We start from the raw sequence: 26,758 nt of genomic DNA, 5'->3' as shown, positions 1-26,758 counted from the left end.
GGCTGCTTATTTGTTTTTTTAGCCACTGGGCTGTTTGGGGGCCGGGACGCGGGGGGGGGGGGGGGGGGGGGTCGGGGGGGGGGCGCGGCGGGGGGGGGGGGGGGCCCCCCCCCGCCCCCCCCCCACCGCCGTTCCGTCTTCCGTCCGGGCCGCGACTACCGCCCGGCCGCCCACCGCAGGGACCGTGCCCGCCGGACCGCCCTGCGCACCGCCGCACTGCGCGACAGGAACGAGAGCCGCGCCGGCACCCCGCCCGGCAGCCCCAGCGAGGTCAGCCGGCGCCGCTTGAAGTACCGCCAGGTCACCGGCGTGAGACGGGTGGACAGGTACCGTTCCGCCGCCGGCCGCAGCCCCGGGTGGAGCCTCGGCCGCATCGCGAACCCGACGGCCGCCACCAGCGCGGCGACCTCCCGCTCGGCACCGTCGGCGGGCCGCTGTGCCTCCACCGCGGCCCGGTCGCCCAGCTCCGGCAGCAGCGCGTCCACCAGGGTGACCGGAATCCGGTCGCCGTTCTCGTACGGAGAGAGCCGTTCCAGCAGCAGTTCCGTACCGACCCGGGCGACCGGCAGCCCGTAGAACGCCGACGCGGTGAGCAGCGCCGTCGAGAAGCAGCCCACCACCAGGGCCGGCCGCATCCGCTCGTACAGCACCTCGGCGGGCACCGGAGCCCACGGCGTCCCGGGGCCCAGCACGGTCAGTTCCGCGCCGAGCCGCTCGGCCTCCGCCTCCATCACCCGCGACCACCGCACCGGAGCCGTCGGGTGCGGCGTGAACACCAGCCGGGTGTGGCCGAGGGCGACCGCGCCCCGCACCATCCGCAGGTGCAGCTCCTCCTCCTCCTCCTCCTCGGACGTGGAGAGCAGCCCCGGTGCGGATAGGTGCTGCCCGAGCAGCAGGGCCGGGGCCTCAACGGATGGCAACACGGCCGGGGCGGCGGCCAGTTCACCGATCACCTTCAGGAAGCCCTCGGTCTTCACGACCACCGACTCCACCCCGAACTCGGTCAGCAGCAGCGGCTTCAGACCCGGCACCAGATCCAGGTGCAGCAGCCGCCGCACCCGTGTCCCGGTCAGCGGATCGAGCCTGTCGCGGGTGGGCCCGTAGCCCATCAGCCCGTTCGCGTACACATCGACCGGGGCGCCGGCGAAGATCCCGGTGACCGCCATCGCCGGGCCGGCCTCGATCGACTCGACCGCGAGCTCGACCTCGTCGTCGCCCAGCCCCCAGGCCAGCCGCAGATGCCGCTCCCACAGGGGTACGTCGTCCAGGCGCGGGGACCAGCCGCTCGGGTGGAAGGGGGCGATGGTCTCGTTCCAGGAGACCACGTCGTCGAACCGGCCACGCAGCCGTTCGAAGCCCGGCATCACGTCGAGGGCCGGGGCGGCCTCCGGGACGGCCGCGGTGTCGCAGACCACCAGCACCCGGCGGTCGGCCGGGCCGAAACAGCCGGTGTCCAGGGCGGCGGCGAGCATGGCCGCGCCGGAGAGGGTGGAGGCGGTGAAGAGCCGGGTGGTGCGGGGGGCGGTGCTCATGTCCTCGCCGCCTTCTTCGCGTTCTCCGCGGCGGCGACAGCGGGACCGCGACGCGCGCGGAACTCGAAGTCCTCGCGGATATCCGCCCGAAGATTTCCGAAGGCGTCCGGCGCATATGTCCGCGCGTCCAGGAACGGCATGAAAGCGTCCAGAAACGGCGTGAAAGCGTCCAGGAACGGCATGACAACCAAAGGCTTGACCACGCGCACGACCCTAGGGCGGGCCACGGCACAGGCCTTGTCCCCGAAGGGGACTCAGGGTGAACGGCGGTCGTCGGGACGGTGAACCGTCGCGACGCCCCCTTCGGGTGAACCAGGAATTGCCCAGAGATGAATTACCGGCCAAGGGCGCCTTTTTGGTGCCTTCCGAGGCCGAATCCCCAAGAGGCGGCTCGCTGTTAACCATTTGTTGCCGTCGCGTTGGGCCGCGCATCGAAATGCCTTCCTAGCTTCTAGGACGTGCCCCCACGTACCAGCAATGCGGCCGATCCGGCCCCGACCCCCGCCGAGCCCCGCCCGGCGCTGCGGGTCGCCGTCCTCGCCGACTCCGACACCCGGTGGAAATGGGGCGCGCTCACCGCGCGCCGCCTGACCGCCGAGGCCGCCGGGGACGGGCGGTACGCGCGCCCCGTCGAGGTGAGCGGGCTGCTGCTGCGCGGCCGGGCCACCCCGACACCCCGCCAGCTCGCGGAGGTCGGCGAGGTCGGCATCGAGGCCGAGAAGGTCCGCGAGGTCACCGCCGTCGAGTTCCTGCACACCGTGCGCGACGAGCGTTACGACGTCGTCGTCCTCGCTCTCGTCGGCGGCGGCGTCCAGGCGATGCTGCACGGACTGGCCGCCCTGAAGGGGGAGCGCCGGCCCGTCATCGTCACCGGATACGTCGGCGTCGTCTACGAGAAGCTCGCCGACGGCCTCCTCCTGCGCCACGGCGCCGATGTCGTCCTCGCCAACTCGGCCCACGACGCGGAACGTTTCCGCGCGGTGTACGAGGGCGTGGGCGCCGACGCCTCCGCCGTCACCGAGGCCGCGCTCCCCTTCCTCGGCGGAGCCCCGTACCGCGCCGAAGAGGGCCGCGACACCGTGGTGTTCGCCGCGCAGCCCTCCGTACCGGCCTCCCGCGCCGACCGTGCGTACCTGCTCCGCCGGCTCGTCGAGCACGCCCGGCTGCACCCCCGCCGCGAGGTGCTGCTCAAGCTGCGCTCCAAGCCCGGTGAGCACACCACGCACATCGAGGAACTCCCGTACCAGAAGCTCGCGCAGAAGGTGCCCGGCGGGCTGCCGCCCAACTTCCGCCTGGTGTACGGGCACATGGGCGAGGTCCTGGACCGCACCGACCTCCTGGTGACCGTCTCCTCCACCGCCGCCCTGGAGTCCCTGCACCGCCGCATCCCGACCGCGGTCCTCACCGACCTCGGCGTACGCGAGCCCCTCGGCAACCACCACTTCGTCGGCTCCGGGCTCCTCACCTCCTGGGACCGGCTCGACGGCGGGTACCGGCCGCGCCCCGACGGACAGTGGCTGTCCGGCCAGGGCGTCGCCGCCGACGGCTCGTACTCCGCCGCCTACGACACGGCCCGCGCCAAGGTGGTCGAGCTGCTGGCCCAGGAGCAACTCCCGCCCCTCGCGCCCTACTACACCCCCGCCACCGCCCCCGGCTACCTCCCCGGCATCCTCGCCCGCCACCACCTGGCCCCCGACGGCACACCGCTGCCCGGCGCCGCCGCGCCGCAGGAGACCGGCCGGGTGCGGGGCGCGGTGCGGGAGACCGTCCGCAACGCGGCGCGCGGCGCCTACCGGCACGGCGTCCAGCGCGTCGCCCCGGTGATCCGCCGGATGGGGGAGCTGTGACCACCACCCCAGGGGCCTCCAGGACCTCAGGAGCCCCGATGAACCCAGGAGCAGCGATGCAGCCGCCCTCGACCCCGACCGTGCTCGCCGTGATCCCCGCCCGCGGCGGATCCAAGGGCGTGCCCGCCAAGAACCTCGCCGAGGTCGGCGGTATCCCGCTGGTCGCCCGTGCGGTGCGCGCCGCGCTCGCCGCGCCCGAGGTCACCGACGTCGTCGTCACCACCGACGACACGGCCATCGCCGAGGCCGCCCGCACCGCCGCCGCCCATCTCGGCGCCGCCGACCGGCTGCACTGCGTGGAGCGCCCCGCCGCCATCGCGGGCGACACCGCGACCAGCGAGGCGGCCGTCCTCCACGCCCTGGACACGTACGAGGCCGAGCGCGCCCGCACCGTCGACGTGGTCCTCCTCGTCCAGTGCACCAGCCCCTTCGTCTCCCGCGAGGACATCGACTCGGTCGCCAGGGCGGTGGCCCACGAGGGCGCCGACACGGCGGTCACCGTCGCCCCGTTCCACGGGTTCGTCTGGCGCGACGGGGCCCCGGTCGAGGAGGGGACGTACGGCGTCAACCACGACAAGTCCGTACGCCCCCGCCGCCAGGACCGCCCCCAGGACTTCCTGGAGACCGGCGCCGCCTACGCGATGGACGCGGCGGGCTTCCGTACCCACCGCCACCGCTTCTTCGGCCACACCGCGCTCGTGCCCACCGACCCGGCCCGGGTGCTGGAGATCGACGACCCGCACGACCTGGCCCGCGCCCGCGCCCTCGCCCCGCTCCTCGACCCCGCGCCGCTGCCCTCCCTCGCGGACGTGGACGCGGTCGTCCTGGACTTCGACGGCACCCAGACCGACGACCGGGTCATGGTCGACTCCGACGGCCGCGAGACCGTGGCCGTGCACCGGGGCGACGGCCTCGGCATCGCCGCCCTCCGCAAGGCCGGGGTGCCGCTCCTGATCCTCTCCACCGAACAGAACCCGGTCGTCGCCGCCCGCGCCCGCAAGCTCCAGGTGCCCGTCCTGCACGGCATCGACCGCAAGGACGAGGCGCTCAAGCAGTGGTGCGACGAGCAGGACATCGCCCCCGACCGCGTGCTCTACGTCGGCAACGACGTCAACGACCTGGGCTGCTTCGCCCTCGCCGGCTGGCCCGTCGCGGTCGGCAGCGCCCATGACTCGGTACGCGCCGCGGCGCGCGCCGTCACGACCACCCCCGGCGGCTACGGCGCCATCCGCGAGATCGCGGCCTGGCTGCTCGGCCCCACCCTCACGACCACTCCCTCTGTCCCCACAGTCCCCACCAAGTAAGGAAGCACCACCATGAGCACCTCCCGCCTGCGCACGTTCGGCACCCGTACCGCCGGACCCGGCAACCCCGTCTACATCACCGGCGAGATCGGCATCAACCACAACGGCGACCTCGGCAACGCCCTCGCCCTGATCGACGCTGCCGCCGAAGCCGGCTGCGACGCGGTCAAGTTCCAGAAGCGCACCCCGGAGATCTGCACCCCGCGCGACCAGTGGGACATCGAGCGCGACACCCCCTGGGGCCGGATGACGTACATCGACTACCGCCACCGCGTCGAGTTCGGCGAGGAGGAGTACCAGGCCATCTCCGAGCACTGCGCCGAGCGCGGCATCGACTGGTTCGCCTCCCCGTGGGACACCGAGGCCGTCGCCTTCCTGGAGAAGTTCGACGTCCCCGCCCACAAGGTGGCCTCCGCCTCGCTCACCGACGACGAGCTGCTCCGCGCCCTGCGCGCCACCGGCCGTACGGTGATCCTCTCGACCGGCATGTCGACGCCGAAGCAGATCCGCCACGCGGTCGAGGTGCTCGGCAGCGACAACATCCTGCTCTGCCACGCCACCTCCACCTACCCGGCCAAGGCCGAGGAGCTGAACCTGCGGGTCATCAACACCCTCCAGCAGGAGTACCCCAACGTCCCGATCGGCTACAGCGGCCACGAGACCGGCCTCCAGACCACCCTGGCCGCCGTCGCGCTGGGCGCCACCTTCGTCGAGCGCCACATCACCCTGGACCGCGCCATGTGGGGCTCCGACCAGGCCGCCTCCGTCGAGCCGCAGGGCCTGACCCGCCTGGTCCGCGACATCCGCACCATCGAGGCCTCGCTCGGCGACGGCGTCAAGAAGGTGTACGAGTCCGAGCTCGGCCCGATGAAGAAGCTCCGCCGGGTCGCGGGCGTCGTCGCCGAGACCGAGAACGCGGCGGCCCCCGAGCCGGTCGCGGTCTGAGCGCCGACCGGTGAACCTCGCCTTCGTCGAGAGCCCGGTCCAGCTCCTGAACGTCCTGGAGTGGACCCACGCCATGGGGGGAGACGACCCGGCCGGCACCACGGTCGTCGTCCTCCCCCCGGTCGACCCGATGTCGCGCGGCCAACTGCGCAGGATGGCGGAGCTGGCCCGCGACGAGGGCATCACCGTCCGCTGGCAGGAGGCGCGCGGGGACTCCGGCGCGCCTCTCAAGGCCCTGCGCGCGCTGGCCGGGCTGGTCAGGCGGGCTGACCACATAGTGATCGGTGACCCGTTCTCCCGCTATGTGCAGCTCCTGCTGACCCTGGTCCGCGCCGAGCGCCTCACGGTGGTCGACGACGGCACGGCGACCATGGAGTTCGTCACCCAGCTGGCCCGGGGCGAGCGGCTGACCCGCTGGCACCGCAAGGGGCGCGGCGGCCCGCGTGAGCTGCTCCTGGCCCCGGTCACGGCCACCGCGCGGCGCCGCTTCACCCCGACGGCCCGGCACGCGGTGGAGGTCTTCACCGCGATGCCGGTCGAGCCGCCGTCCGGGGTCACCGTCACCGCCAACACCTTCGCCTGGACCCGCGCCCGCTTCGGCCCGCCGAGCGTCGGCAAGGGCGCGGACCTGGTGGGGACGTCCCTGGTGGAGACGGGGGTGGTCGACCCGGTCCCGTACCAGGAGGCGGTGGCGGCCCTGGCCCGTACCCACGGCGCCACCCGCTACTTCGCCCACCGCCGCGAGTCCGCCGAGAAGCTCCACGCCCTGGAAGCCGCCACCGGCCTGGAGATCGTCCGCCCGGACCTCCCCCTGGAACTCATCGCCCGCCGCGGCCCCATCGGCCACACGGTGGTGAGCTTCCCCTCGACGGTGGTCCACACCCTCCCGCTGGCCCTGGCCGGCACGGGCGTGAGCGTCGCGGTCTGCGACATCGCCCCGGAGTGGCTCCGCACCACGGCCTCCCCGCGCGCGCAGGGCTTCCTGAGCGGGGTCACGGAGACGGCGCGGGGGGTGCAGCGGCTGACGTCGACGGCGCACGCGTAGCGGGGCTCGCACCGGCACCGAAACCAGCGGTTATACCCACTGTCACGAGCCGTCACACGCCTCCACCCGGCCTTTTGTTCCCCTGTGCGGCTGAAGTTTTGTTGATCTGTGGCCAGTTGAGGGGGGAGGGGGCATACGCTTGATCAGGTGAACCAGTTGAAGTCCCGCGCCTCCCGCCCCGAAGACCTGGTCGACCAGCCGGGGGGAGGTGGGCTGCCCGGCAGGCTCGGTGACGAGCTGCGGGCCGAGCTGATCGCCTTCCGCCGGGATCTCCACATGCACCCCGAGCTGGGCAACCAGGAGTTCCGCACCACCGCCGCCATCAAGGACCGGCTGGAGAAGGCCGGGCTGAAGCCGCGGGTGCTGGACGTCGGGACCGGGCTCGTCTGCGACGTGGGGGAGTGGGACGGCGTGACGCCCATGCTGGCGTTGCGGGCCGACATCGACGCGCTGCCGATCCCGGACACCAAGGTGGACGTCCCCTACCGCTCCACGGTGCCCGACCGGGCCCACGCCTGCGGCCACGACGTCCACACCACCACCGTGCTCGGCGCCGGCCTGGTCCTCGCCGCGCTCGACCGGCAGGGGCTCCTGCCGGGCGCGGTGCGCCTGGTCTTCCAGCCGGCCGAGGAGGTCATGCCGGGCGGCGCGCTCAGCGCGATCGAGTCCGGGGTGCTGGAGGGGGTCGGGCGGATCATCGCGGTCCACTGCGACCCGAAGGTGGACGTCGGGACGATCGGGCTGCGTATCGGCCCCATCACCTCCGCCTGCGACCGGCTGGAGATCTCGCTCGACGGCCCCGGCGGCCACACCGCCCGCCCGCACCTCACCACCGACCTGGTCACCGCCGCCGCCCGGGTCGCCGTGGACGTCCCCGCGCTGCTCTCCCGCCGCGTCGACGCCCGCTCGGGCCTCGTCCTCACCTGGGGCCGCCTGCACACCGGCCACGCCCCCAACGTCGTCCCGCAGCACGCCGAGCTCTCCGGCACGGTCCGCTGCCTCGACCTGAACGCCTGGCGGGACGCGGCCGACCTGGTGCACGCCGCCGTGGACGAGGTGGCCGGAATGCATCGGGCCAAGACCGTGATCAATTACGTACGGGGCGTGCCGCCCGTGGTGAACGACGCCGAGTCCGTCGGGCTGCTGGACGCGGCGATGACCGAGCGCCGCGGTTCGTATGCGATCGAGGACACCGAGCAGAGCCTCGGCGGCGAGGACTTCTCCTGGTACCTGGAGCGCGTTCCGGGCGCCATGGCCCGCCTGGGGGTCCGGCCGCCCGGCGACACGCGCGGTCTGGACCTGCACCGCGGCAACTTCGACGTGGACGAGGAAGCCATCACCGTGGGGGTCGAGCTGTTCACGGCCGCCGCCCTGCTGGCCGGACGGTCTTAGGGTCACCTTCACGAACTGTTCGCGGTCCATCCATGGACGTGCCTAACCCCTTCTGTTCGCGACGATCCGATAACGGCTTCCGTACGTGCTCTTATCTGACATCTACGCGCGTTACGATCGCCGCGAAACCAGCGCCGGAAGAGGCGCTTCGGTCAGGTTTGAAGGAGCCTCCCTTGCGCCGGATCACCAGGATTGCCACCGTGGGCGTTGCGTCAGCCGCCCTCGCGCTCTCCGCCACCGCGTGTGGCGGAAAAACGTCGTCGGACGCAGCCTCCGACGGCGACAAGGCCGCCATCGCGTACGACATCGGTGGCCGCGGCGACCAGTCGTTCAACGACGCCGCCTACGCCGGACTCGCCAAGGCGGAGAAGGACCTCGACATCAACGGCAGCGAGGCCGAGCCCTCCGACGGTGAGAGCGACGCCGACAAGGTGCAGCGCCTCACCGAGCTGGCCCGCTCCGGCAACAACCCGGTGATCGGCGTCGGCTTCGCCTACGCGCCCGCCATCAAGAAGGTCGCGCCGAAGTTCCCGAAGACCACCTTCGGGATCATCGACGACTCCTCGGTGACCGCCAAGAACATCGCCAACATGGTCTTCAACGAGGAGCAGGGCTCCTACCTGGCCGGCGTCGCCGCCGCCAAGGTCACCAAGACGAAGACGGTCGGCTTCATCGGCGGTGTCGAGACCCCGCTGATCAAGAAGTTCGAGGCCGGCTACGCGCAGGGCGTCAAGGACACCGACCCGTCGGTGAAGGTGCTCCCGCAGTACCTGACCCAGCCGCCGAACTTCGACGGCTTCTCCAAGCCCGACCTCGGCAAGGCCGCCGCCCAGGGCCAGCTCGACAAGAACGCCGACGTGGTCTACTCGGCCGCCGGTCTGGCCGGCTCCGGTGCCATCGAGGCCGTTTCCAAGGCCAAGAAGTGGAACATCGGCGTCGACTCCGACCAGTACAACCAGGCGGGCCTCGCCAACTACAAGGAGTCCATCCTGACCTCGGTCACGAAGGACGTCACGGATGCGGTCTTCAACCTGATCAAGTCGGTCAAGGACGGCAAGCCGCAGTCCGGTGAGATCCGCTACGGCCTGGACAAGAACGGCGTCGCGCTGTCGATGTCCAACCCGGCCTTCACCGACATGAAGGACGTCATCGCCGCGGTCGACAAGGCCAAGCAGGACATCATCGACGGCAAGATCACCGTCAAGACCGCCCCGTAACCAGGACGGTCTCCCGGCCCTGTCCGCCCGCCCCGCCGTACACCGGCGGGGCGGGCGGACAGGGCCCGCCGGGCCCTCGCCCCGGCAGCCAGACCAGCGGTACCGACGAAGATCCGAAGAAGTACCGAAGAAGATCCGCCTCTCGCAGTGCTCTCCCACCGGTCCCCGGACCCCGCGTCCGGACTGTGACGTGCGTCTGTGTTTTACGATTCGGCAGCTCTACGCGTGTAGACGGCCCTCCGGCGCGATAACTTCACCCCGCTCACCAGAGCCCCCCCAGCCCCTCCGCCCCCGCTCCTGTCCGGCCAAGGAGAGTGCGTCATCAACGCGTCCAGCAGCCCCCCCGCCGTGGAACTGCACGGCATCACCAAGCGCTTCCCCGGCGTCGTCGCCAACCACGACATCGACATCACGATCGGCAAGGGCACGGTTCACGCCCTCGTCGGCGAGAACGGTGCCGGCAAGTCCACCCTGATGAAGATCCTCTACGGCATGCAGAAGCCGGACGAGGGCACCATCGCCATCAACGGTGAGCAGGTCTCCTTCTCCAACCCGGGCGAGGCCATCGAGCGCGGCATCGGCATGGTGCACCAGCACTTCATGCTCGCCGACAACTTCACCGTCCTGGAGAACGTGGTCCTCGGCGGCGAGAAGCTGCACGGCATCGGCGCCGGCGCCCGCAGGAAGATCAAGGAGATCTCCGACGCGTACGGTCTCGGCATCCGCCCCGACGCGCTCGTCGAGGACCTCGGGGTCGCCGACCGGCAGCGCGTGGAGATCCTCAAGGTCCTCTACCGGGGCGCCCGCATCCTGATCCTGGACGAGCCGACCGCGGTCCTCGTGCCGCAGGAGGTCGACGCGCTCTTCGCCAACCTGCGCGAGCTCAAGGCCGAGGGTCTGACCGTCATCTTCATCTCGCACAAGCTGGGCGAGGTGCTCTCGGTCGCCGACGACATCACGGTGATCCGCCGCGGTACGACGGTGGGCACCGCCGACCCGGCCACCACCACGACCAAGCAGCTCGCCGAGCTGATGGTCGGCAGCGAGCTGCCCTCGCCGGAGACCCGCGAGTCCACCGTCACCGACGTGCCGATGCTGCGCGTACAGGACCTCGCGCTCACGGTCACCGACCCCGACGGCACCGTCCGCGACGTCCTGGCGGGCGTCGACTTCACCATCCACAAGGGCGAGGTCCTCGGGATCGCGGGCGTCGAGGGCAACGGGCAGACCGAGCTGATCGAGGCCCTGATCGGGATGCGCGACCCGGACGGCGGGGTGATCACCCTCGACACCGACGACATCTCGCACGCCCCCACCCGCAAGCGGCGCGAGTCCGGCATCGGCTACATCCCCGAGGACCGGCACCGCCACGGCGTGCTGCTGGACGCCCCGCTCTGGGAGAACCGCATCCTCGGCCACGTCACCGAGAAGCCCAACAGCCGCGGCTGGCTGCTGGACAACAAGGCGGCCCGCACCGACACCGAGCGGATCGTGCGCGAGTACGACGTCCGCACCCCCGGCATCGAGGTCACCGCGGCCTCCCTCTCCGGCGGCAACCAGCAGAAGCTGATCGTCGGCCGCGAGATGAGCCACGCGCCCAAGCTCCTGATCGCCGCCCACCCCACCCGGGGCGTGGACGTCGGCGCGCAGGCGCAGATCTGGGACCAGATCCGCGAGGCCCGCCGCGAAGGACTGGCCGTCCTGCTGATCTCGGCGGACCTGGACGAGCTGATCGGGCTCTCCGACACCCTGCGCGTCATGTACCGCGGCCGGCTGGTCGCGGACGCCGACCCGGCCACCATCACCCCGGAGGAACTGGGCTCGGCCATGACCGGCGCCGCCACCGGTCACCTCGAAGGCTCGGAGGACGAGGCCCGATGAAGAAATTCGACAAGGACCGGCTGATCCTGGGCCTGGCCGGCCCGGTGCTCGCCCTGGTCGTGGCGCTCGCGCTGACGACCGTGGTGCTGCTGGCCTCCGGCCGCAACCCGTTCGAGCCGTACCGGATCATGTTCGACTCGGCGAGCTACGTCGACGTCCAGGTCCTGATCATCAACCAGGCGGGTACGTACTACCTCGCCGCCCTCGCGGTCGCCGTCGGCTTCCGCATGAACCTCTTCAACATCGGCGTCGACGGGCAGTACCGCCTCGCCGCCATGATGGCCGCGCTGGTCGGCGCCAGCGTCAGCCTGCCGGGCCCGCTGCACATCCTGCTGATCGTGATCGTCGCGATGCTCGTCGGTGCCTTCTGGGCCGGTATCGCGGGCTTCCTCAAGACCACCCGCGGGGTGAGCGAGGTCGTCTCCACGATCATGCTCAACTCGATCGCCACCGCACTGGTCGCCTGGCTGATCCTGCCCAAGAACTTCGGCGAGCAGCCCGCCGGCTCCAACAACCTCACCACCGGTGAGATCGCGGAGACCGGCTGGTTCCCGGGTCTGCCGATGGGCGACGGCGGGGAGATCTACGGCTTCACCTTCGTCGCCGCCGGCTGCGGCCTGCTCTACTGGTTCGTCCTCAACCGCACCCGGTTCGGCTTCGACCTGCGCGCCACCGGCGCCAGCGAGAGCGCCGCCCAGGCCTCCGGTGTGGACGCCAAGAAGATGATCCTCACCTCGATGCTGATCTCCGGCGCGGTGGCGGGTCTCGCGGGCATGCCGACGCTGCTCGGCGACACCCACACCTACAGCCTCGACTTCCCGACCGGGATCGGCTTCACCGGTATCACCATCGCGCTGCTGGGCCGCAACAACCCGCTCGGCATCGCCTTCAGCGCCCTGCTGATCGCCTTCCTCGACAAGTCGTCGGCCTCGCTCGACCAGTTCGGGTACGAGAAGGAGATCGCCACGATCATGCAGGGCCTGATCGTGATCTCGGTCGTCGTCTCCTACGAGCTGGTACGCCGCTACGGCGTCCGCCGCCAGCAGCAGAAGGTCGGCGAGGAGCTCGCAGCCGGCCACGCCATCAAGACCGAGAAGGAGGCGGCCCTGTGAGCACCAGCAAAGCCCCCGCCGCACGCCACGCCCCCAAGAAGGGCGGCCGCCGCAAGCTCACCCTGCCCGTCGTCCTGCTCATCATCGCGGGCGGCCTCGCCCTCGTCTCGCTCGTCCGGCTGATCAGCGGCGCCGACGACGTCACCTCGGTCGGCCAGGTCGCCGGCGCGCTGGAACTCGCCGTCCCGATCGGCCTCGCCGGACTCGGCGGCCTGTGGGCCGAGCGCGCGGGCGTCGTCAACATCGGCCTCGAAGGCATGATGATCCTCGGCACCTGGTTCGGTGCCTGGGCCGGATTCCAGTGGGGCCCGTGGATGGGCGTCCTCTTCGGCATCCTCGGCGGCTGCCTCGGCGGCCTGCTGCACGCGGTCATCACCGTCACCTTCGGCGTGAACCACATCGTCTCCGGTGTGGCCATCAACATCCTCGCCGTCGGCGTCACCCGCTACCTCTCCAACTTCGCCTTCGACGGCGTGCAGGGCGGCTCCTCCAAGCAGTCCCCGCGCATCGACCCGATCGACAAGATCACTATTCCGGGGCTCTCGGACTGGATGCAGGACCTCCAGCAGCACCACTGGTTCCTGATCTCCGACATCGCGGGCATCATCGGCGGCCTGGTCACCGGCCTCTCCCTGCTGACCCTGCTCGCGCTGCTGCTGATCCCGGCGACCTGGTGGATCCTGTGGCGCACCTCGTTCGGGCTGCGGCTGCGCTCCTGCGGTGAGTCCCCGGTGGCCGCCGAGACGCTCGGCGTCAACGTGTACAAGTACAAGTACATCGCCGTCACCATCTCCGGCGGTCTGGCGGGCCTCGGCGGCGCGTTCCTCGCGATCGTCGCAACCGGCATCTACCAGGAGGGCCAGACCGGCGGCCGCGGCTACATCGGCCTCGCCGCCATGATCTTCGGCAACTGGATGCCGGGCGGCATGGCGCTGGGCGCCGGGCTCTTCGGCTTCACCGACAGCCTCAAGCTGCGCGGCGGCGCCGAGAACGTCCACGCGATGCTGCTCCTGCTGGCGATCCTGCTGGTCATCGCGGTGTTCTGGCAGCTCTACAAGAAGAAGTACGTCGCCGCGGTGATCTCGGCGGCCGTCTCGGCGCTGCTGTTCACCTGGTACCTGCTGACCGACCAGGTCCCGAGCCAGTTCGTCGACGCGGCTCCGTACGTCACCACGCTGCTGGTCCTCTCGCTCTCCGCACAGCGGCTACGCATGCCGAAGGCGGACGGCGTGCCCTATCGGAAGGGCGAGGGCAAGTGACCTCGCCCGCCTCCGGGAGCCCCGCCGCCGTGTCGTTCGACGAGTCCGACTGGGAGACCCTGCGGGAGGCGGCCCGGGACGCCATGTCCCGGGCGTACGCCCCCTACTCGGGCTTCCCGGTCGGGGTCGCCGCCCGGGTGGACGACGGCCGCACGATCACCGGCTGCAACGTCGAGAACGCCAGCTACGGCCTCTCGCTCTGCGCCGAGTGCGGCCTGGTCTCCACGCTCCAGGCGACCGGCGGCGGCCGGCTGACCCACTTCACCTGCGTGGACGGCACCGGGTCGGTCCTGGTGCCGTGCGGCCGGTGCCGGCAGCTCCTGTACGAGTTCGGCGGCCCCGGACTCCTCCTGGAGACGCCCGACGGGCTGCGCACGCTGGACGAGATGCTGCCGCAGTCGTTCGGCCCGCAGCACCTCGGCTGATCTGTAACCCTGGCGGCCCTTCCCCTCCCGGAAGGGCCACCGCCATTCCCCCTCTCCATGCGCGTGGAGTCGCCATCGAACTCCTGCGTACGCACCGGCCGGAAGGACTCCCATGGACGCCATCTCCGTCATCCGCACCAAGCGGGACCGAGGCGAGCTGACCCCCGAGCAGATCGACTGGGTCATCGACGCGTACACCCGCGGCGAGGTCGCGGACGAGCAGATGTCCGCCCTCGCCATGGCGATCCTGCTCAACGGCATGAACCGCACCGAGATCGCCCGCTGGACCGCCGCGATGATCGCCTCCGGCGAGCGGATGGACTTCACCGCGCTCTCCCGCCCCACCACCGACAAGCACTCCACCGGCGGCGTCGGCGACAAGATCACCCTGCCGCTCGCCCCGCTGGTCGCCGCCTGCGGCGCCGCCGTGCCGCAGCTCAGCGGCCGGGGCCTCGGCCACACCGGCGGCACCCTGGACAAGCTGGAGTCCATCCCCGGCTGGCGGGCCCACATCTCGAACGAGGAGATGCTGAACGTCCTGGACACCACCGGCGCGGTCATCTGCGCCGCCGGTGACGGCCTGGCCCCCGCCGACAAGAAGCTGTACGCGCTGCGCGATGTCACCGGCACCGTCGAGGCGATCCCGCTCATCGCCAGCTCGATCATGTCCAAGAAGATCGCCGAGGGCACCGGGGCGCTCGTCCTGGACGTCAAGGTCGGCTCCGGCGCCTTCATGAAGACCATCGAGGACGCCCGCGAGCTGGCCTCCACCATGGTCGCGCTCGGCACCGACAGCGGCGTCCGCACGGTCGCCCTGCTCACCGACATGTCGACCCCGCTCGGCCTCACCGCGGGCAACGCCCTGGAGGTACGGGAGTCCGTCGAGGTCCTCGCAGGCGGCGGCCCGCAGGACGTCATCGACCTGACCCTCGCCCTCGCCCGCGAGATGCTGGACGCGGCGGGCCTCAAGGACGCCGACCCGGAGAAGGCACTCGCCGACGGCTCCGCGATGGACGTCTGGCGCCGCATGATCGCGGCCCAGGGCGGCGACCCGGACGCCACGCTCCCCACGGCCCGCGAACACCACATCGTCACCGCCCCCGCCTCCGGCGTCCTGACCCGCCTGGACGCGTACGACGTCGGCGTGGCCGCCTGGCGCCTGGGCGCGGGCCGCGCCCGCAAGGAGGACCCGGTGCAGGCGGGCGCGGGCGTCGAGCTCCACGCCAAGCCCGGCGACATCGTCTCCGAGGGCCAGCCCCTGATGACGCTGCACACGGACACCCCGGAGAAGTTCGACTACGCGCTGAAGGCCCTGCCCGACGCGTACGAGATCTCCCCGGTGGGCACGTCGTTCGCGCCGCTCCCGGTGGTGCGGGAACGTATCGCCTGACCTGCGGTTTCCTCGTACGGGTGAACGGGACCGGTGGACTGCCGCCGGTCCCGTTCGGTGGGGCGGGACCTGCGTCCCCGACCTCGTCGTCGAGATCACCTCCCGCGCCAACGCCGACCACGACCGCGTCAGCAAGGTCGACGGCCACGCCAAGGCCGGGGTGGAGCTGTTCCTGCTCCTCGACCCCTGGCACTCCGGCCGCCCGACCGCGACGCTCTACGGGGAGTCGGAGGGCGGCACGTACCGGGTGCCGGAAACGGTCGAGTACGGCGGGAAGATCAGCCTCCCCGAACCCTTCGGACTCGACCTGGACACCGGCGTCTTCCCGGTGAGCTGAGGCATCGCACCACCGGCACGGCACACGCGAGCGGCCCGCCGCGCGGAGGGAGTCTCCGTGCGGCGGGCCGCCGTGGTGCGAGGGTGAACTACCGGTCGTAGCTCGTCACTTGCCCAGGTACGCGTTGTAGATCCGCACCGTGGACTTGTTGCCCTTCTTGTCGGTGATGTTGGCGGCGAAGGAGACGGCCTTGTTCTTCGCCGGGTTCTTCACCGTGATCTTGCCCTTCTTCACGGTGACCTTCTTCCAGGTCTTGCCGCCGTTGTAACTGACGTACGTCGCCAGCGACTTGAGGTTCTTCCCGGCGGCCGAACCCTGCACCGTCACCGGTACGGAGATGGTCTTGCCCGCCGTCGCCCGGCCGTCGGTGGTCAGGGCGGGGGTGAAGCGGACGGTGGAGGCCGGGAGCTTCGCGGCCGCCTTCTTGGAGCGGAACGTGAAGCTGACGTCCACCCGGGTGGAGAGGGCGCCGATCTTCGCGGAGTGCTTCACCGACGAGCTGAGCTTGTAGTCGGCGCTGCCCGCCGGGACCGTGAAGTAGTCCCAGCCCTGGAGCGGGTCCTCGATCTGGGCGTACTTCTTGCCGTTGCGGTGGAGCACCGTGGTGACCGAGGAGAGCGCCGGCAAGCCGTCGTTGCCCTTGCCGTCCGCCAGCAGCGGGACGAAACCGACGATCTCGTTGCCGTCGCGGTAGACGCCGTCGTAACCGGTCAGCCGCGGGCCGAAGACCCCGGTGTTCACGGTCTTCGCGTAGGACTTGCCGCCCTTGTAGGTGGCGGGGTTCCCCAGGAAGTAGCCCGACTCGTAGATCAGGTCGCCGTGCTTGTCCTTGCCGCCGATCTGGGCGAACATCAGGGACCAGCGGGCCTTGTCGCTGGTGGCGAGGCGGACCGTACGGGCGCCGGGCAGCGCCTGGTAGGCGGGCGCGCCGTACATCCCGAACCCGCCCGGCAGCTCGGCGATGGGGGCGACCTCGGCGGTCTTCTTCTTGACCGCGCCGACGCCCATGGTCAGCTTCACCGTGGCGAACTGGCCGGCCTTGTACTTACGGCTGACGCCCGTCGCGATCTGCGTGACCTTGCCGCCGAACGCGATGTTGTAGTCGCCCGTCGCGCCCTTGTTCCAACTGCCGGCCCACCGCTGGGTGAGCGAGCCGTCGGTGATCTTCGGACCGATGTGCGCGGTGCGGAGCGTCCCCTTGGGGCCGACCCCCCAGCTGTAGGTGGTCTCGTACTCGTCGGTCGCGATCGTGAACTCGGTCTGGATGCCGCGGAGCGTCGTCCCCTTCACCGGCAGGGTGATGGTGGCCGGCTTGGTCTTCCGCGCGTCCAGCGTGATCGTGGTGTTCTTCGTGACGTTCAGCTTCGGCTGGACGAGCCAGTCGACGTCCCACTTCTTCTTCGGGTCCGTGATGACGCTGCCGTTCAGCACGAAGGTGCCCTTGGGCACGCGGACCGTGGCCACACCGTTCTTGAAGGACGAGGTGTACCAGGAGCCCTCGGCGCTCGTGCTCAGGCCGTCCAGCTCGGCGTCCGCCGCGGCCGGGACCTTGCCCGTGCGGCCGATGGCCTTCAGCGTGACGTCGTACGACTCGCCCTCGCGGTCGACCACGGCCGCGGTGCGGACGCTCTGGCCGCCGCCGGTGGCCACGACGTACGCGGAGTACGCGCCGACCTCGGCGCCGCCGAGCCGGGTGTCGGCGGTCAGCGCCACCGCGGCGGTGCCGCCCGCGGGCACGGTGACCTGCGGGGCGCCGAGGGTGAAGAAGCCGGCCGGGGCGGGCTTGCCCTTCGGGTTGGTGCCGGCGACCGTCAGGTCGAGCGTGACGTCCGTGGTGCCGAGGTTGCGGTAGGTGACCTCCTTGGCGACCGGGACGTCGTCGGTGTGCGGCCACTGCTGCAACCCGAGGTTGACCGAGACCTGCTCGCTCACCACGGTCTGGGTGAGTGCCCGGTCCACCGCGATCCGGCCCGTGCCCTGCTGGAACGGCGTGTACTTGCCCGGCTTGGTGGAGGAGGCCAGCACGTTCTTCAGCTGCTGGTACGTCCACTCCGGGTGCTGCTGCTTGAGCAGGGCCGCGGCGCCCGCGACGTGCGGGGTGGCCATCGACGTACCGTCGATGGTCAGGTAGCCGGCCGGGCTCTCGCCGACCTCCTTGGCGATCTCCGAGCCCTTGGCGGAGGCCGCCGTGATGGCCACGCCGGGGGCGGTGACATCGGGCTTGATGCCGCCGTCGCCCGCGCGCGGACCACGGCTGGAGAAGCCGGCCAGCTTGTCGTTCACGTCGACCGCGCCGACGGTCAGCGCGGCTTCCGCGCTGCCCGGGGAGCCGACCGTGCCCGCGCCGCTGCCCTCGTTGCCCGCCGCGATGGCGAACAGGACGCCCTTGGTGGCGGAGAGCTTGTTGACCGCGGCTTCCAGCGCGTCCACCTCGGGGGTGTCCATGCCGCCGAGGCTCAGGTTGACGACGTCGGCGCCCTGGGCGACCGCCCACTCCATCCCGGCCAGGATGCCGGAGTCGTCGCCGAACCCGTCGTCGCCGAGGACCTTGCCCGCCAGGAGCTTGGCGTCCGGGGCCACGCCCTTGAACTTGCCGCCGGACTTGGCGCCGGAGCCCGCGGCGGTCGAGGCGACGTGGGTGCCGTGACCGATGCGGTCCTTGAGGTCGGGCGACTTGGTGAAGTTCTTCGCCGCGACGATCTTGCCCTTGAGATCGACGTGGGTCCCGTCCACACCGGTGTCCAGGACCGCGATCTTGACGCCCTTGCCGGTGTAACCGGCCTTCCAGGCGGTCGGCGCCCCGATCTGGGCGACGCTGCGGTCCAGGGTCGCCTTGCGCCTGCCGTCCAGCCAGACCCGGTCGATGCCGGTCGCGGTGGTGCGATGGGCGTTCCCCGTCTGCTCGCTGGTGAGCGCCTGCCACAGGTCCGGGGCGTCCGCCTTCGGCGTCGCGACCGACTGCGCGTTCAGCGACGTCAGGCTCCGGCCGATCCGGGTCGAGCCCGCGTCCCGGACCTCCGCCTTCGCCGCCGCCTGCGCGCCCTGGGCGCCCCGGTAGCTGACGATGAGCCGCAGGTCCTTCTTCTGGGCCCGGCGGTTCTCCGGCCGGTTCAGCTCGGTGATGTCGAAAAGCCGCCGGTCGAGCTTGCCCGAGGCGATGAGCCGCTTGGCGTCGGCGGGTATGACGAGCGTGCGCCCGTCACGTATCTGCTGGTGTACCGGGATACCGGCGCGTCCCTCGGCGGGCTGGAAGCCCACGACCCGGCCCTTGGCGTCCACCGACACCCGGTCGCCGGTGATCAGCGTGAGCTGGTGCGAGGGCTTGCCCGTGGAGTCGGCGGCCGCCTTGGCCACGGCTCCGGGCGCGAACGGCTGGGCGGCGGCGGGCGTGGTCATGCCCGCGGCGAGTGCGACGGCGGCGGCCGCGGCGACCGCCGGGACCCCCGCCCTCTTCACGTGTCTGTGCAACTCTCCCCCTGGAGAATGAGGCGGTTCCTCTGAACCGTTCACACAACTTAGAGGGAGAAAATCGTGAAGAGGTTCGCAAGAGATGTGTACGAGTTGTGAGTTGGGTCTCTCCGGCCGGAAATCTGCCGCCGACCCGATGAGTTTCGGTCACCGGGCCGGTCCTCCCGTTGTGGCAGCCATGAATCCGATCGTCCTCGTCGTCACCGGACGCGTCACCCGTGACGCCGTACCGGCCCTCTGCGCGGAGCTGGAGACCCTACTGACCGGCCCACGCGGCGCCGCGCCGGTCGAGTGCGACGTGGGCGGCGTGGAGCGGGCGGACCTGGCGCTGGTGGAGGCGGTGGCCCGGCTGGCCCTGGTCGCCCGCCGGGCCGGCCGGCCGCTACGGCTGCGCCGGGTGGGACCCGAATTCCAGGGCCTGCTGGACCTGGTGGGGCTGGCGGACGTGGTCGGCCTGGAGGGGCCGGAGGAGCGGGTGCCGGGGCCGTGACGGACGCGGGCCGCTCAGCCGTAGTCCGTCACGGCCCCGGCCCGCGTCCGTCCCCGCTCAGCCCGCGCTCGGCACCGCTCAGTCGTCGTCCGCCGCCGCTCAGCCCGCGTCCGTCGCCGCCGGAAGCCGCTCGGGCAGGCCGAACAGCGGGAACCAGCGCTCCACGTCCAGGAAGCAGTGCATCCCCGAGACCGCCCCGTCCTGGACGTCGATGACCTGGACCGCCCACGGCACGAAGCCGCCGCCCTCCGGGTCCGGCTTGTAGTGCGCGAAGCCCGGGGAGCCGTTGACCGCCACCGGCACCAGCCGGGAGCCCGCGCACGCCACGCCGATGGTGGTCATGAAGCCGGTGATGTCCGAGGTGCCCTGCAGCCACAGGTCGAACGGCGGCATCGTCATCACCGCGTCCTCGTGGAGCAGCGCGGTCAGAGCGGCCATGTCGTACCCCTCGAACGCCTTCACATAGCGCTCCAGGAGCTTCTGCTGCTCCTCGTCGAGCGGGTCCGCCGCGTCCGGGACCCGGCCCTCGTGCTCGGTCAGGGTGGCGCGGGCCCGCTGGAGGGCGCTGTTGACCGAGGCGACGGAGGTCTCCAGCAGCTCGGCGACCTCGGCGGCCTTCCAGGCGAGCACCTCGCGCAGGATCAGCACGGCCCGCTGCTTGGGCGGCAGGTGCTGGAGGGCGGCGACGAACGCCAGGCGCACCGACTCCCGCGCCACGGCGGCCTCCGCCGGGTCCTGCACGGTGGGCAGGATGCGGCCGTCCGGCATCGGCTCCAGCCAGACGTTCTCCGGTCGGGGGCTGAGGGCGGCCTGGGCGAGCGGGGTCGGGCCGGTCAGGTCGACCGGGCGGGCCCGCTTGTTGCCCGCGTTCAGCATGTCCAGGCAGACGTTGGTGGCGATCCGGTAGAGCCAGGAGCGCAGCGAGGAGCGGCCCTCGAACTTGTCGAAGTTGCGCCAGGCCCGCACCAGGGTGTCCTGCACCGCGTCCTCGGCCTCGAACGCCGAGCCGAGCATCCGGTAGCAGTACCCGGTGAGCTCGGTGCGGTGGCCTTCGAGCCGGGCGTCGACATCCGTGGCGCCCGCTCCGTCCGTACCGCCGGCACCCGCCCCGGCCCCCGCATCCGTGGCCGTCGTCGTGGTCAGATCGCTCATCGCTCCACCCCTGTCGCGCAGCCGCGCCGCGGCCTCCGTCACCCGGTCCATCGGAAGCTACCGCAGGGCACTGACAACAGGGGTGGAAAGAGGCCTACGGCCCGCGTCGATCAGGTCCCGGGCTTGCGCCCGTAGACGTACACGTCGTCGCCGTTCTTCAGCAGTTTCCAGTATGCCTGCGCGTCGGCGGGGCGCATGTTGACGCAGCCGCCGGAGCCCGGCGGGTTGTACATGGACTTGGTGACCGAGTGGAACGCCTGGCCGCCGTCGAAGAACTGCGAGTGCGGCATCCACACCTTGTAGATCGTCGACCAGTGCTTGATGTTGCGCCAGTAGATCTTCTTCGCGCCGGTCCGGGTCTCCGCGCCGTCCCGCCCGGTCCGCACCGGCACCGGGCCGTACTTCAGCTTCTTGCCGTCCTGGATCCAGCTCAGTTGCCGGGTCAGGTCGACACAGGCGATGCGGCCCTTGTCGGTGGGACACTTCCCGGCCTTGTTCGGGTTCTTCCCGGCCGCCTTCTGTTCGAGCATCGTGTTCATCGTGCGCCAGGTCAGCGGCCCCGCGTACCCGATGGTCGGGGTGATCCCGTGGGCCTTCTGGAACTTCTGGATCGCCTTGCAGTCGGCGGCCGACTGCTTGCCGTCCACCGGCCGCTTCAGGAACTTCTCGACCTGCTTCTGGTGCGGCCCGGTGGAGGTGGAGCAGGAGGCCGCCTGGGCCGCCGTGCCGGTGCCCAGGACCAGGGCGGGTGCCGCCACCAGCCCGGCCACGGAGAGCGCGACCCCGCGTCGCAGTCGCCCTCCGGTTACGTTCGCCTTCACTCCCATGTCCCCCAACTCCCCTTCGCCCACAGTGGTTTTGTGGTTACGCCTGGTAGACGTGCGAAAGGGAGGGGTGGTTGCGCGGGGCAGGTCTCGGTTGTGTCGCGTTCCGGCATAGGCGGAATTACGGCCTCCGGATCGCGGCCCGTCAAGTACGGTCTCCGGATCGCGGCCTTGCAAGCTAGCGCGTCGCCGGCACCAGCGCCCGCCGCTCGGCCCGCGCCACCCGGGTCCCGTACAGCGTGATCGAGACGACGCCGAGGACCGCGAGCAGGCCCAGCGCCACCGTCGCCGCCCAGCCGCCCGCGTGGAAGGCGACCGCGCCGAGCGTGCCGCCCGCGCTGGAGCCCAGGTAGTACGCCGACTGGTAGAGCGCGGACGCCTGGGCCCGGCCCGACGTGGCGGTCCGGCTCACCGAGGACGAGGCGACGGCGTGCCCGGCGAAGAACCCGGCGGTGATCAGCACCAGCCCCAGCAGCACCGATGCGAGCTGGTCGGCGAGCGAGAGCAGCAGCCCGGCCGTGGTCGTGGAGACCGCGAGATAGAGCGCGCCCCGGCGGCCGAGCCGGGCCACCAGACGACCGGCCGCGGCGGAGGAGACCGTACCGACCAGGTAGACCAGGAAGATCGAGCCGATGACGCCCTGCGGCAGCGAGAACGGCTCCTCGACCAGCCGGTAGCCGATCACGGTGTAGACCGCGCCGAACACCGTCATGAAGAGCGCGCCGATCGCGTACAGCCGCACCAGCAGCGGATTGCCCAGATGCGTGGCGACGGTCCTCGCCAGTGCCTTCGGGTTCAGCGAGCCGGGGGTGAAGTGACGGGCCCTGGGGATCAGGAAGTGGAAGGCGACGGCGCACGCCACCGCCAGCAGTCCGACCGCCGCGAGCGCCGCGCGCCAGCCCCAGGCCTGCGCGACCCAGCCGGTGAGGATGCGGCCGCTCATGCCGCCGATGCTGTTGCCCGCGACGAACAGCCCGATCGCGGCGATCAGCGCCTTGGGCCGGACCTCCTCCGCGAGATACGCCATCGCGGAGGCGGGGAGCCCGGCGAGCGCCGCGCCCTGGATGGCCCGCAGCGCGATCAGCCAGCCGATCGAGGGGGCGAACGGCACCAGCATCCCGACCAGGACCGCGACCGCCAGGGAAGCCGTCATCATCTGCCGCCGCCCGAACCGCTCCGACAGTGCGCTCAGCGGCAGCACACACAGCGCCAGCGCGCCGGTCGCCGCGGAGACCGTCCAGCTCGCCTGGCCGGCGCTCACACCGTACGAGGCGGAGATCGCGGGCAGCAGGGCCTGGGTGGAGTAGAGGAGGGCGAAGGCCGCGACACCTGCGGCGAAGAGCGCGAAGCTCATCTTGCGGTAGCCGGGGCGGCCGGGCTCCAGGCGCTCATGGGCGCCCGAGGGAGCTGCGGTGGTGATGACGGGGGACGACGGGGCAGAGGCATCCACGACGATGGTGGATGCCCCGGTATCGGCGGGAGGCATACGACGAACGTAGAGCGCCAGGTTTCATGCGTCCAATGCACGAAACCGCCATAATCGATCCCATGGTGCATCAACGCAGCTCACAGCCTCGGCTGTCACCGAGTAGTTACGAAGAAGACATCCGGGCCGTGCTCGCACCCCGCCTCGCGTACTTCGAGGCGGTCGCCCGCCACGAGCATGTGACCCGTGCCGCACACGAGCTCGGCGTGCCGCAGTCGACGCTCTCGCGGGCCATGGTCCGGCTCGAAGCGGACCTGGGTGTCGCCCTGTTCGCCCGCAAGGGCCGTACGGTCTCGCTCACCCCGGCGGGCCGCACCTTCCTCACCTCCGCCGAACGCGCCCTGGCCGAGGTGGAGAAGGCCGCCGACGCGGTCCGGGCGGACGCGGACCTCACGACGGGCCGGGTCTCCTTCGGCTTCCTGCACACCATGGGCTCCGAGACCGTCCCCGCCCTGATCCGCGGCTTCCGGGCCGACCACCCGAAGGTCCGCTTCCAGCTCGTCCAGAACTACGGCGAGGCCATGATCGAACGCCTCCGCGCCGGCGGCCTCGACCTCTGCCTCACCTCACCCGTGCCCGACGCCCCCGACCTGGTCACCCGCCGCCTGGACGAACAGCGCCTGCGTCTGGTGGTCCCGGACGACCACCGCCTCGCCTCCCGCCGCCGCATCCGCCTCGCGGAGGCCGCCGACGAGACGTTCGTGACCCTCGAACCCGGTTACGGGCTCCGCCGCATCACCGACGACCTCTGCGCGGAGGCGGGTTTCACCCCGCGCGTCGCCTTCGAGGGCGAGGAGGCCGAGACCCTGCGCGGCCTGGTCGCCGCCGGCCTCGGGGTGGCCCTGCTGCCACCGCCCGCGGTCGCCCGCCCCGGCGTCGTCGAGCTGACGGTCACCGCCCCGCGCGCGGTCCGCGAGATCGGTGTCGCCTGGCTGGACGGTCACCCCGACACCCCGCCGGTCGCCGCGTTCAAGCGGTTCCTGCTCTCGCGGCGCGGGAACCTGCTGCCGGACTGACGTACGTACGGCCTGACGCCTCACGCGTACGGCGTTCAGTGCCGCAGCGACCGCCCGAACCCGGCCGCCAGCGGCATCCGCAGCCCGAGCGGCGGCGGTGCGGCCAGCGCGTCCTTGACCGGGCGGGCGTAGGAGCGGGCGAAGAGCGAGCCGCGTACGAAGTCGGCCGCCAGCGCCACCACTTCGGAGCGGTGCTGGCGCAGCGCGTGCCCGTCCGAGTGGACCTCGAAGCGGCAGGTGTCCCGGTTGGACTTCTTCGCCCGCTCGGCCAGCCGGTACGACAGCTCCGGGTCCGTACGCTCGTCGTTGGTGCCGTGCACGATCAGCACCCGCCGCCCCGCCAACTGCTTCACCGGCTCCGGCTCGGCGCCCGCGTGCTCCGGCAGCCAGGGGGCCATCGCCAGGACCGAGTTGACCGCCCCGTGCCCGGCGGCCCGCAGCGCCGCCCGCCCGCCCATCCCGTGACCGGCCAGGCACACGGGCACGTCCCCGTACCGCCGCTGGACCTCGTCGGCCGCCCAGGCGGCGTCCTCGGCAGGGTGCGCGTCCGTGTCGTTCCAGCCGCGGTGGCGGTAGCGCAGGACGTGCACCGCGAGCCCGTCGCCCTCCCCGGCGCGCGCCAGCGCACGGGCGAACGGCAGCTGTATCGCGTACGACAGGGGGGAGGGACGGCGGCGCGAGTCGGGCTCGCCGTCCGGGAGCAGCAGGACCACGCCGCTGACCTCGTAGGGTGCTCCGGCCGTCGAGACGGCCCGTCCCAGCCTGGCGGCAGGCAGGGGGAGTGCGCGCTGTGCCATGACAGAACAGTCTCAGAAGAGCAGGTGTACTCCACCCGACTTTCCGGTCACTGTTACGCATCGACGGAAGGCGCCAACCAGCGCTCTACGCGCGTAGGCGCTACAGTGCCCAGATGACGAGCCAGACCCTGAATGTCCCTGATTCCGACCAGATCCGGCGCGCCCCCAAGGTGCTGCTCCACGACCACCTCGACGGCGGCCTGCGGCCGGGCACGATCATCGAGCTGGCCCGCGCGCAGGGTTACGACTCCCTCCCCGAGACCGAGGCCGACAAGCTCGGCGTCTGGTTCCGCGAGGCCGCCGACTCCGGTTCGCTGCCCCGGTATCTGGAGACCTTCGCCCACACCTGCGCCGTCATGCAGACCCGTGACGCGCTCTTCCGGGTGGCCGCCGAGTGCGCCGAGGACCTCGCCGAGGACGGCGTCGTCTACGCGGAGATCCGGTACGCCCCCGAGCAGCACCTGGAGGGCGGCCTGACCCTCGAAGAGGTCGTCGAGGCGGTCAACGCGGGCTTCCGCGAGGGCGAGCGCATCGCCCGCGCCAACGGCCACCGCATCCGCGTCGGCGCCCTGCTCACCGCGATGCGGCACGCGGCCCGCGCGCTGGAGATCGCTGAGCTCGCCAACAGCTACCGCGACCAGGGCGTCGTCGGCTTCGACATCGCGGGCGCCGAGGCCGGCTTCCCTCCCACCCGCCACCTCGACGCGTTCGAGTACCTCAAGCGGGAGAACAACCACTTCACGATCCACGCGGGCGAGGCCTTCGGCCTGCCGTCGATCTGGCAGGCCCTCCAGTGGTGCGGCGCCGACCGGCTCGGCCACGGCGTGCGGATCATCGACGACATCGAGGTCGCGGAGGACGGCTCGGTCGCGCTCGGCCGCCTCGCCTCCTACGTACGGGACAAGCGCGTCCCGCTGGAGATGTGCCCGACGTCCAACCTCCAGACCGGCGCCGCCACCTCGTACGCGGAGCACCCGATCGGGCTGCTGCGGAAGCTGCATTTCCGCGTCACCGTGAACACGGACAACCGCCTGATGAGCGGGACGAGCATGAGCCGGGAATTCGAGCTGCTGACCGAGGCATTCGGATACACGCTCGACGACATGCAGTGGTTCACCGTCAATGCGATGAAATCAGCTTTCATTCCTTTCGACGAACGTCTCGCCATGATCAACGAGGTCGTCAAGCCCGGTTATGCCGAGCTGAAGTCGGAGTGGCTTTTCCGTCAGACCGCTGTGACCAGCGGTTCTGCCGCTGCCGCGAGCTGACGTTCGACACGTGGGAGATGGCCGGGAAGCGAATTCCCGGCCATTTTTCGCGTGTCGGGATGTTTGCGGACGGGGCTGCGGGATGGCTACCGTGCAGAGCCGCTCACATCCCCTTCCCCAAGGATGAATTCTTCATGAAGAAGACCGCTGCCAAGACTCTCGGTGTCGCCGCCCTCGGCGCCGCTTTCGCCGCTGCCGCCGCCGGGAGCGCCTCCGCCGCCCCCTCGCTGCCGCTCGACACCGTGGCCGGTGCGCTCCCCGTCTCCACCATGGCGCTGGAGGGCGTCACCACGGCGGCCCAGAACGCGCCGGTCCAGGAGACCGTCGGCAAGGTCCTCGGCGGCGACGCCACCGACGCCGCCGCCCCGGTCACCGGCCTGCTCGGCGGACTGCCCACCCAGGGCCTGACCGCCAACGGCATCCCGCTCGGCGGCTGACCGCGGCACCTGGACACGCATGTGGGGGGGGCCCCCCCGGGCGGGGGGGGGGCCCCCGGGAAGGTAGGGGGCCCCCCCCGCCCCCCGGGGCCCAACGCCGAGCGGGCCCGGGGGGCCCGGGGGGCGTGAGACAG

22 protein-coding genes and 1 pseudogene are annotated in these 26,758 nt (G+C 71.5%); 16 read left to right on the top strand and 7 right to left on the bottom strand.

From position 1 onward, the window contains the following. Positions 1–155 precede the first annotated feature (155 nt). Both ACFWRT_RS07675 and ACFWRT_RS07670 read right to left on the bottom strand, forming a co-directional pair. Complete coding sequence (locus ACFWRT_RS07675; protein WP_380956033.1) at positions 156–1,532, bottom strand: polysialyltransferase family glycosyltransferase; 1,377 nt, start codon at positions 1,530–1,532, stop codon at positions 156–158. Continuing rightward, on the bottom strand, positions 1,529–1,735 hold the full coding sequence (locus ACFWRT_RS07670) for a hypothetical protein (RefSeq protein WP_380956034.1): 207 nt from the start codon (positions 1,733–1,735) through the stop codon (positions 1,529–1,531). The genes ACFWRT_RS07675 and ACFWRT_RS07670 overlap by 4 nt, the downstream gene beginning before the upstream one ends. A 255-nt stretch (positions 1,736–1,990) precedes the next feature. On the opposite strand from ACFWRT_RS07670, the gene ACFWRT_RS07665 reads away from it, so the two are divergent. The 12 genes and pseudogenes from ACFWRT_RS07665 to ACFWRT_RS07610 form a co-directional block, all read left to right on the top strand. Then, the gene (locus tag ACFWRT_RS07665; RefSeq protein WP_380956036.1) at positions 1,991–3,379 is read left to right on the top strand and encodes a DUF6716 putative glycosyltransferase; all 1,389 of its coding nucleotides are present in this window, start codon (positions 1,991–1,993) and stop codon (positions 3,377–3,379) included. A gap of 56 nt (positions 3,380–3,435) precedes the next feature. Continuing rightward, a complete protein-coding gene (locus ACFWRT_RS07660) occupies positions 3,436–4,683 on the top strand; it encodes a cytidylyltransferase domain-containing protein (RefSeq protein WP_380956040.1) in 1,248 nt (415 codons plus the stop codon). Between the two features lie 12 nt (positions 4,684–4,695). Beyond that, positions 4,696–5,628, top strand: a complete 933-nt coding sequence (locus ACFWRT_RS07655; RefSeq protein WP_380956037.1) for an N-acetylneuraminate synthase family protein — start codon at positions 4,696–4,698, stop codon at positions 5,626–5,628. Between the two features lie 10 nt (positions 5,629–5,638). Beyond that, a complete protein-coding gene (locus tag ACFWRT_RS07650) occupies positions 5,639–6,673 on the top strand; it encodes a hypothetical protein (RefSeq protein WP_380956038.1) in 1,035 nt (344 codons plus the stop codon). A gap of 156 nt (positions 6,674–6,829) precedes the next feature. After that, the gene (locus ACFWRT_RS07645) at positions 6,830–8,065 is read left to right on the top strand and encodes an amidohydrolase (RefSeq protein WP_380956041.1); all 1,236 of its coding nucleotides are present in this window, start codon (positions 6,830–6,832) and stop codon (positions 8,063–8,065) included. Between the two features lie 173 nt (positions 8,066–8,238). Next, positions 8,239–9,282 carry a BMP family lipoprotein gene (locus tag ACFWRT_RS07640; RefSeq protein ID WP_380956039.1) on the top strand — a complete coding sequence of 348 codons (1,044 nt, stop codon included), beginning with the start codon at positions 8,239–8,241 and terminating at the stop codon, positions 9,280–9,282. A gap of 297 nt (positions 9,283–9,579) precedes the next feature. Beyond that, on the top strand, positions 9,580–11,163 hold the full coding sequence (locus ACFWRT_RS07635) for an ABC transporter ATP-binding protein (RefSeq protein WP_380950540.1): 1,584 nt from the start codon (positions 9,580–9,582) through the stop codon (positions 11,161–11,163). Then, positions 11,160–12,275, top strand: coding sequence for an ABC transporter permease (locus ACFWRT_RS07630; protein WP_380950528.1), 1,116 nt, complete (start codon positions 11,160–11,162; stop codon positions 12,273–12,275). Before ACFWRT_RS07635 ends, ACFWRT_RS07630 begins: the two co-directional genes overlap by 4 nt. Further along, a complete protein-coding gene (locus ACFWRT_RS07625; protein ID WP_380950527.1) occupies positions 12,272–13,534 on the top strand; it encodes an ABC transporter permease in 1,263 nt (420 codons plus the stop codon). The genes ACFWRT_RS07630 and ACFWRT_RS07625 overlap by 4 nt, the downstream gene beginning before the upstream one ends. Continuing rightward, positions 13,531–13,959 carry a cytidine deaminase gene (locus ACFWRT_RS07620; protein WP_380950526.1) on the top strand — a complete coding sequence of 143 codons (429 nt, stop codon included), beginning with the start codon at positions 13,531–13,533 and terminating at the stop codon, positions 13,957–13,959. The genes ACFWRT_RS07625 and ACFWRT_RS07620 overlap by 4 nt, the downstream gene beginning before the upstream one ends. A 112-nt stretch (positions 13,960–14,071) precedes the next feature. Then, positions 14,072–15,349 carry a thymidine phosphorylase gene (locus tag ACFWRT_RS07615; RefSeq protein ID WP_380950525.1) on the top strand — a complete coding sequence of 426 codons (1,278 nt, stop codon included), beginning with the start codon at positions 14,072–14,074 and terminating at the stop codon, positions 15,347–15,349. 31 nt (positions 15,350–15,380) lie between these two features. Continuing rightward, a pseudogene (locus ACFWRT_RS07610) lies at positions 15,381–15,686 on the top strand (Uma2 family endonuclease); the annotation flags it as partial. 105 nt (positions 15,687–15,791) lie between these two features. On the opposite strand, the gene ACFWRT_RS07605 reads toward ACFWRT_RS07610, so the two are convergent. Further along, positions 15,792–19,142: a S8 family peptidase gene (locus ACFWRT_RS07605; RefSeq protein ID WP_380950524.1), complete on the bottom strand. Its 3,351-nt coding sequence runs from the start codon at positions 19,140–19,142 to the stop codon at positions 15,792–15,794. Between the two features lie 148 nt (positions 19,143–19,290). Here ACFWRT_RS07605 and ACFWRT_RS07600 point away from each other — a divergent pair, with 148 nt between their 5' ends. After that, on the top strand, positions 19,291–19,644 hold the full coding sequence (locus ACFWRT_RS07600) for an STAS domain-containing protein (protein ID WP_380950522.1): 354 nt from the start codon (positions 19,291–19,293) through the stop codon (positions 19,642–19,644). Positions 19,645–19,743: 99 nt separating this feature from the next. Here the strand turns inward: ACFWRT_RS07600 and ACFWRT_RS07595 are convergent, their stop codons facing one another. The 3 genes from ACFWRT_RS07595 to ACFWRT_RS07585 all read right to left on the bottom strand — a co-directional run bounded on the left by ACFWRT_RS07595 (position 19,744) and on the right by ACFWRT_RS07585 (position 23,106). After that, positions 19,744–20,796: a sigma-70 family RNA polymerase sigma factor gene (locus ACFWRT_RS07595; protein WP_380950521.1), complete on the bottom strand. Its 1,053-nt coding sequence runs from the start codon at positions 20,794–20,796 to the stop codon at positions 19,744–19,746. 110 nt (positions 20,797–20,906) lie between these two features. Continuing rightward, the gene (locus ACFWRT_RS07590) at positions 20,907–21,623 is read right to left on the bottom strand and encodes a L,D-transpeptidase family protein (protein WP_380950520.1); all 717 of its coding nucleotides are present in this window, start codon (positions 21,621–21,623) and stop codon (positions 20,907–20,909) included. Positions 21,624–21,798: 175 nt separating this feature from the next. Further along, positions 21,799–23,106, bottom strand: coding sequence for an MFS transporter (locus tag ACFWRT_RS07585; RefSeq protein ID WP_380950519.1), 1,308 nt, complete (start codon positions 23,104–23,106; stop codon positions 21,799–21,801). Positions 23,107–23,168: 62 nt separating this feature from the next. Here ACFWRT_RS07585 and ACFWRT_RS07580 point away from each other — a divergent pair, with 62 nt between their 5' ends. After that, complete coding sequence (locus ACFWRT_RS07580; protein ID WP_380950518.1) at positions 23,169–24,122, top strand: LysR family transcriptional regulator; 954 nt, start codon at positions 23,169–23,171, stop codon at positions 24,120–24,122. 35 nt (positions 24,123–24,157) lie between these two features. Here the strand turns inward: ACFWRT_RS07580 and ACFWRT_RS07575 are convergent, their stop codons facing one another. Beyond that, positions 24,158–24,919: an alpha/beta hydrolase gene (locus ACFWRT_RS07575; RefSeq protein WP_380950517.1), complete on the bottom strand. Its 762-nt coding sequence runs from the start codon at positions 24,917–24,919 to the stop codon at positions 24,158–24,160. A gap of 113 nt (positions 24,920–25,032) precedes the next feature. On the opposite strand from ACFWRT_RS07575, the gene ACFWRT_RS07570 reads away from it, so the two are divergent. Both ACFWRT_RS07570 and ACFWRT_RS07565 read left to right on the top strand, forming a co-directional pair. After that, positions 25,033–26,187 (top strand): adenosine deaminase, encoded by a 1,155-nt coding sequence (locus tag ACFWRT_RS07570; RefSeq protein ID WP_380950516.1) that lies wholly within the window; start codon positions 25,033–25,035, stop codon positions 26,185–26,187. Positions 26,188–26,321: 134 nt separating this feature from the next. Next, positions 26,322–26,624, top strand: coding sequence for a hypothetical protein (locus ACFWRT_RS07565; protein WP_018510428.1), 303 nt, complete (start codon positions 26,322–26,324; stop codon positions 26,622–26,624). The last annotated feature ends 134 nt before the right edge of the window (positions 26,625–26,758 follow it).

This window comes from Streptomyces cyaneofuscatus, from assembly GCF_042718795.1.
In the GTDB taxonomy this organism is placed as follows: Bacteria; Actinomycetota; Actinomycetes; order Streptomycetales; family Streptomycetaceae; genus Streptomyces; species Streptomyces cyaneofuscatus_A.
This window is presented reverse-complemented; position numbering and strand designations above follow the sequence as displayed.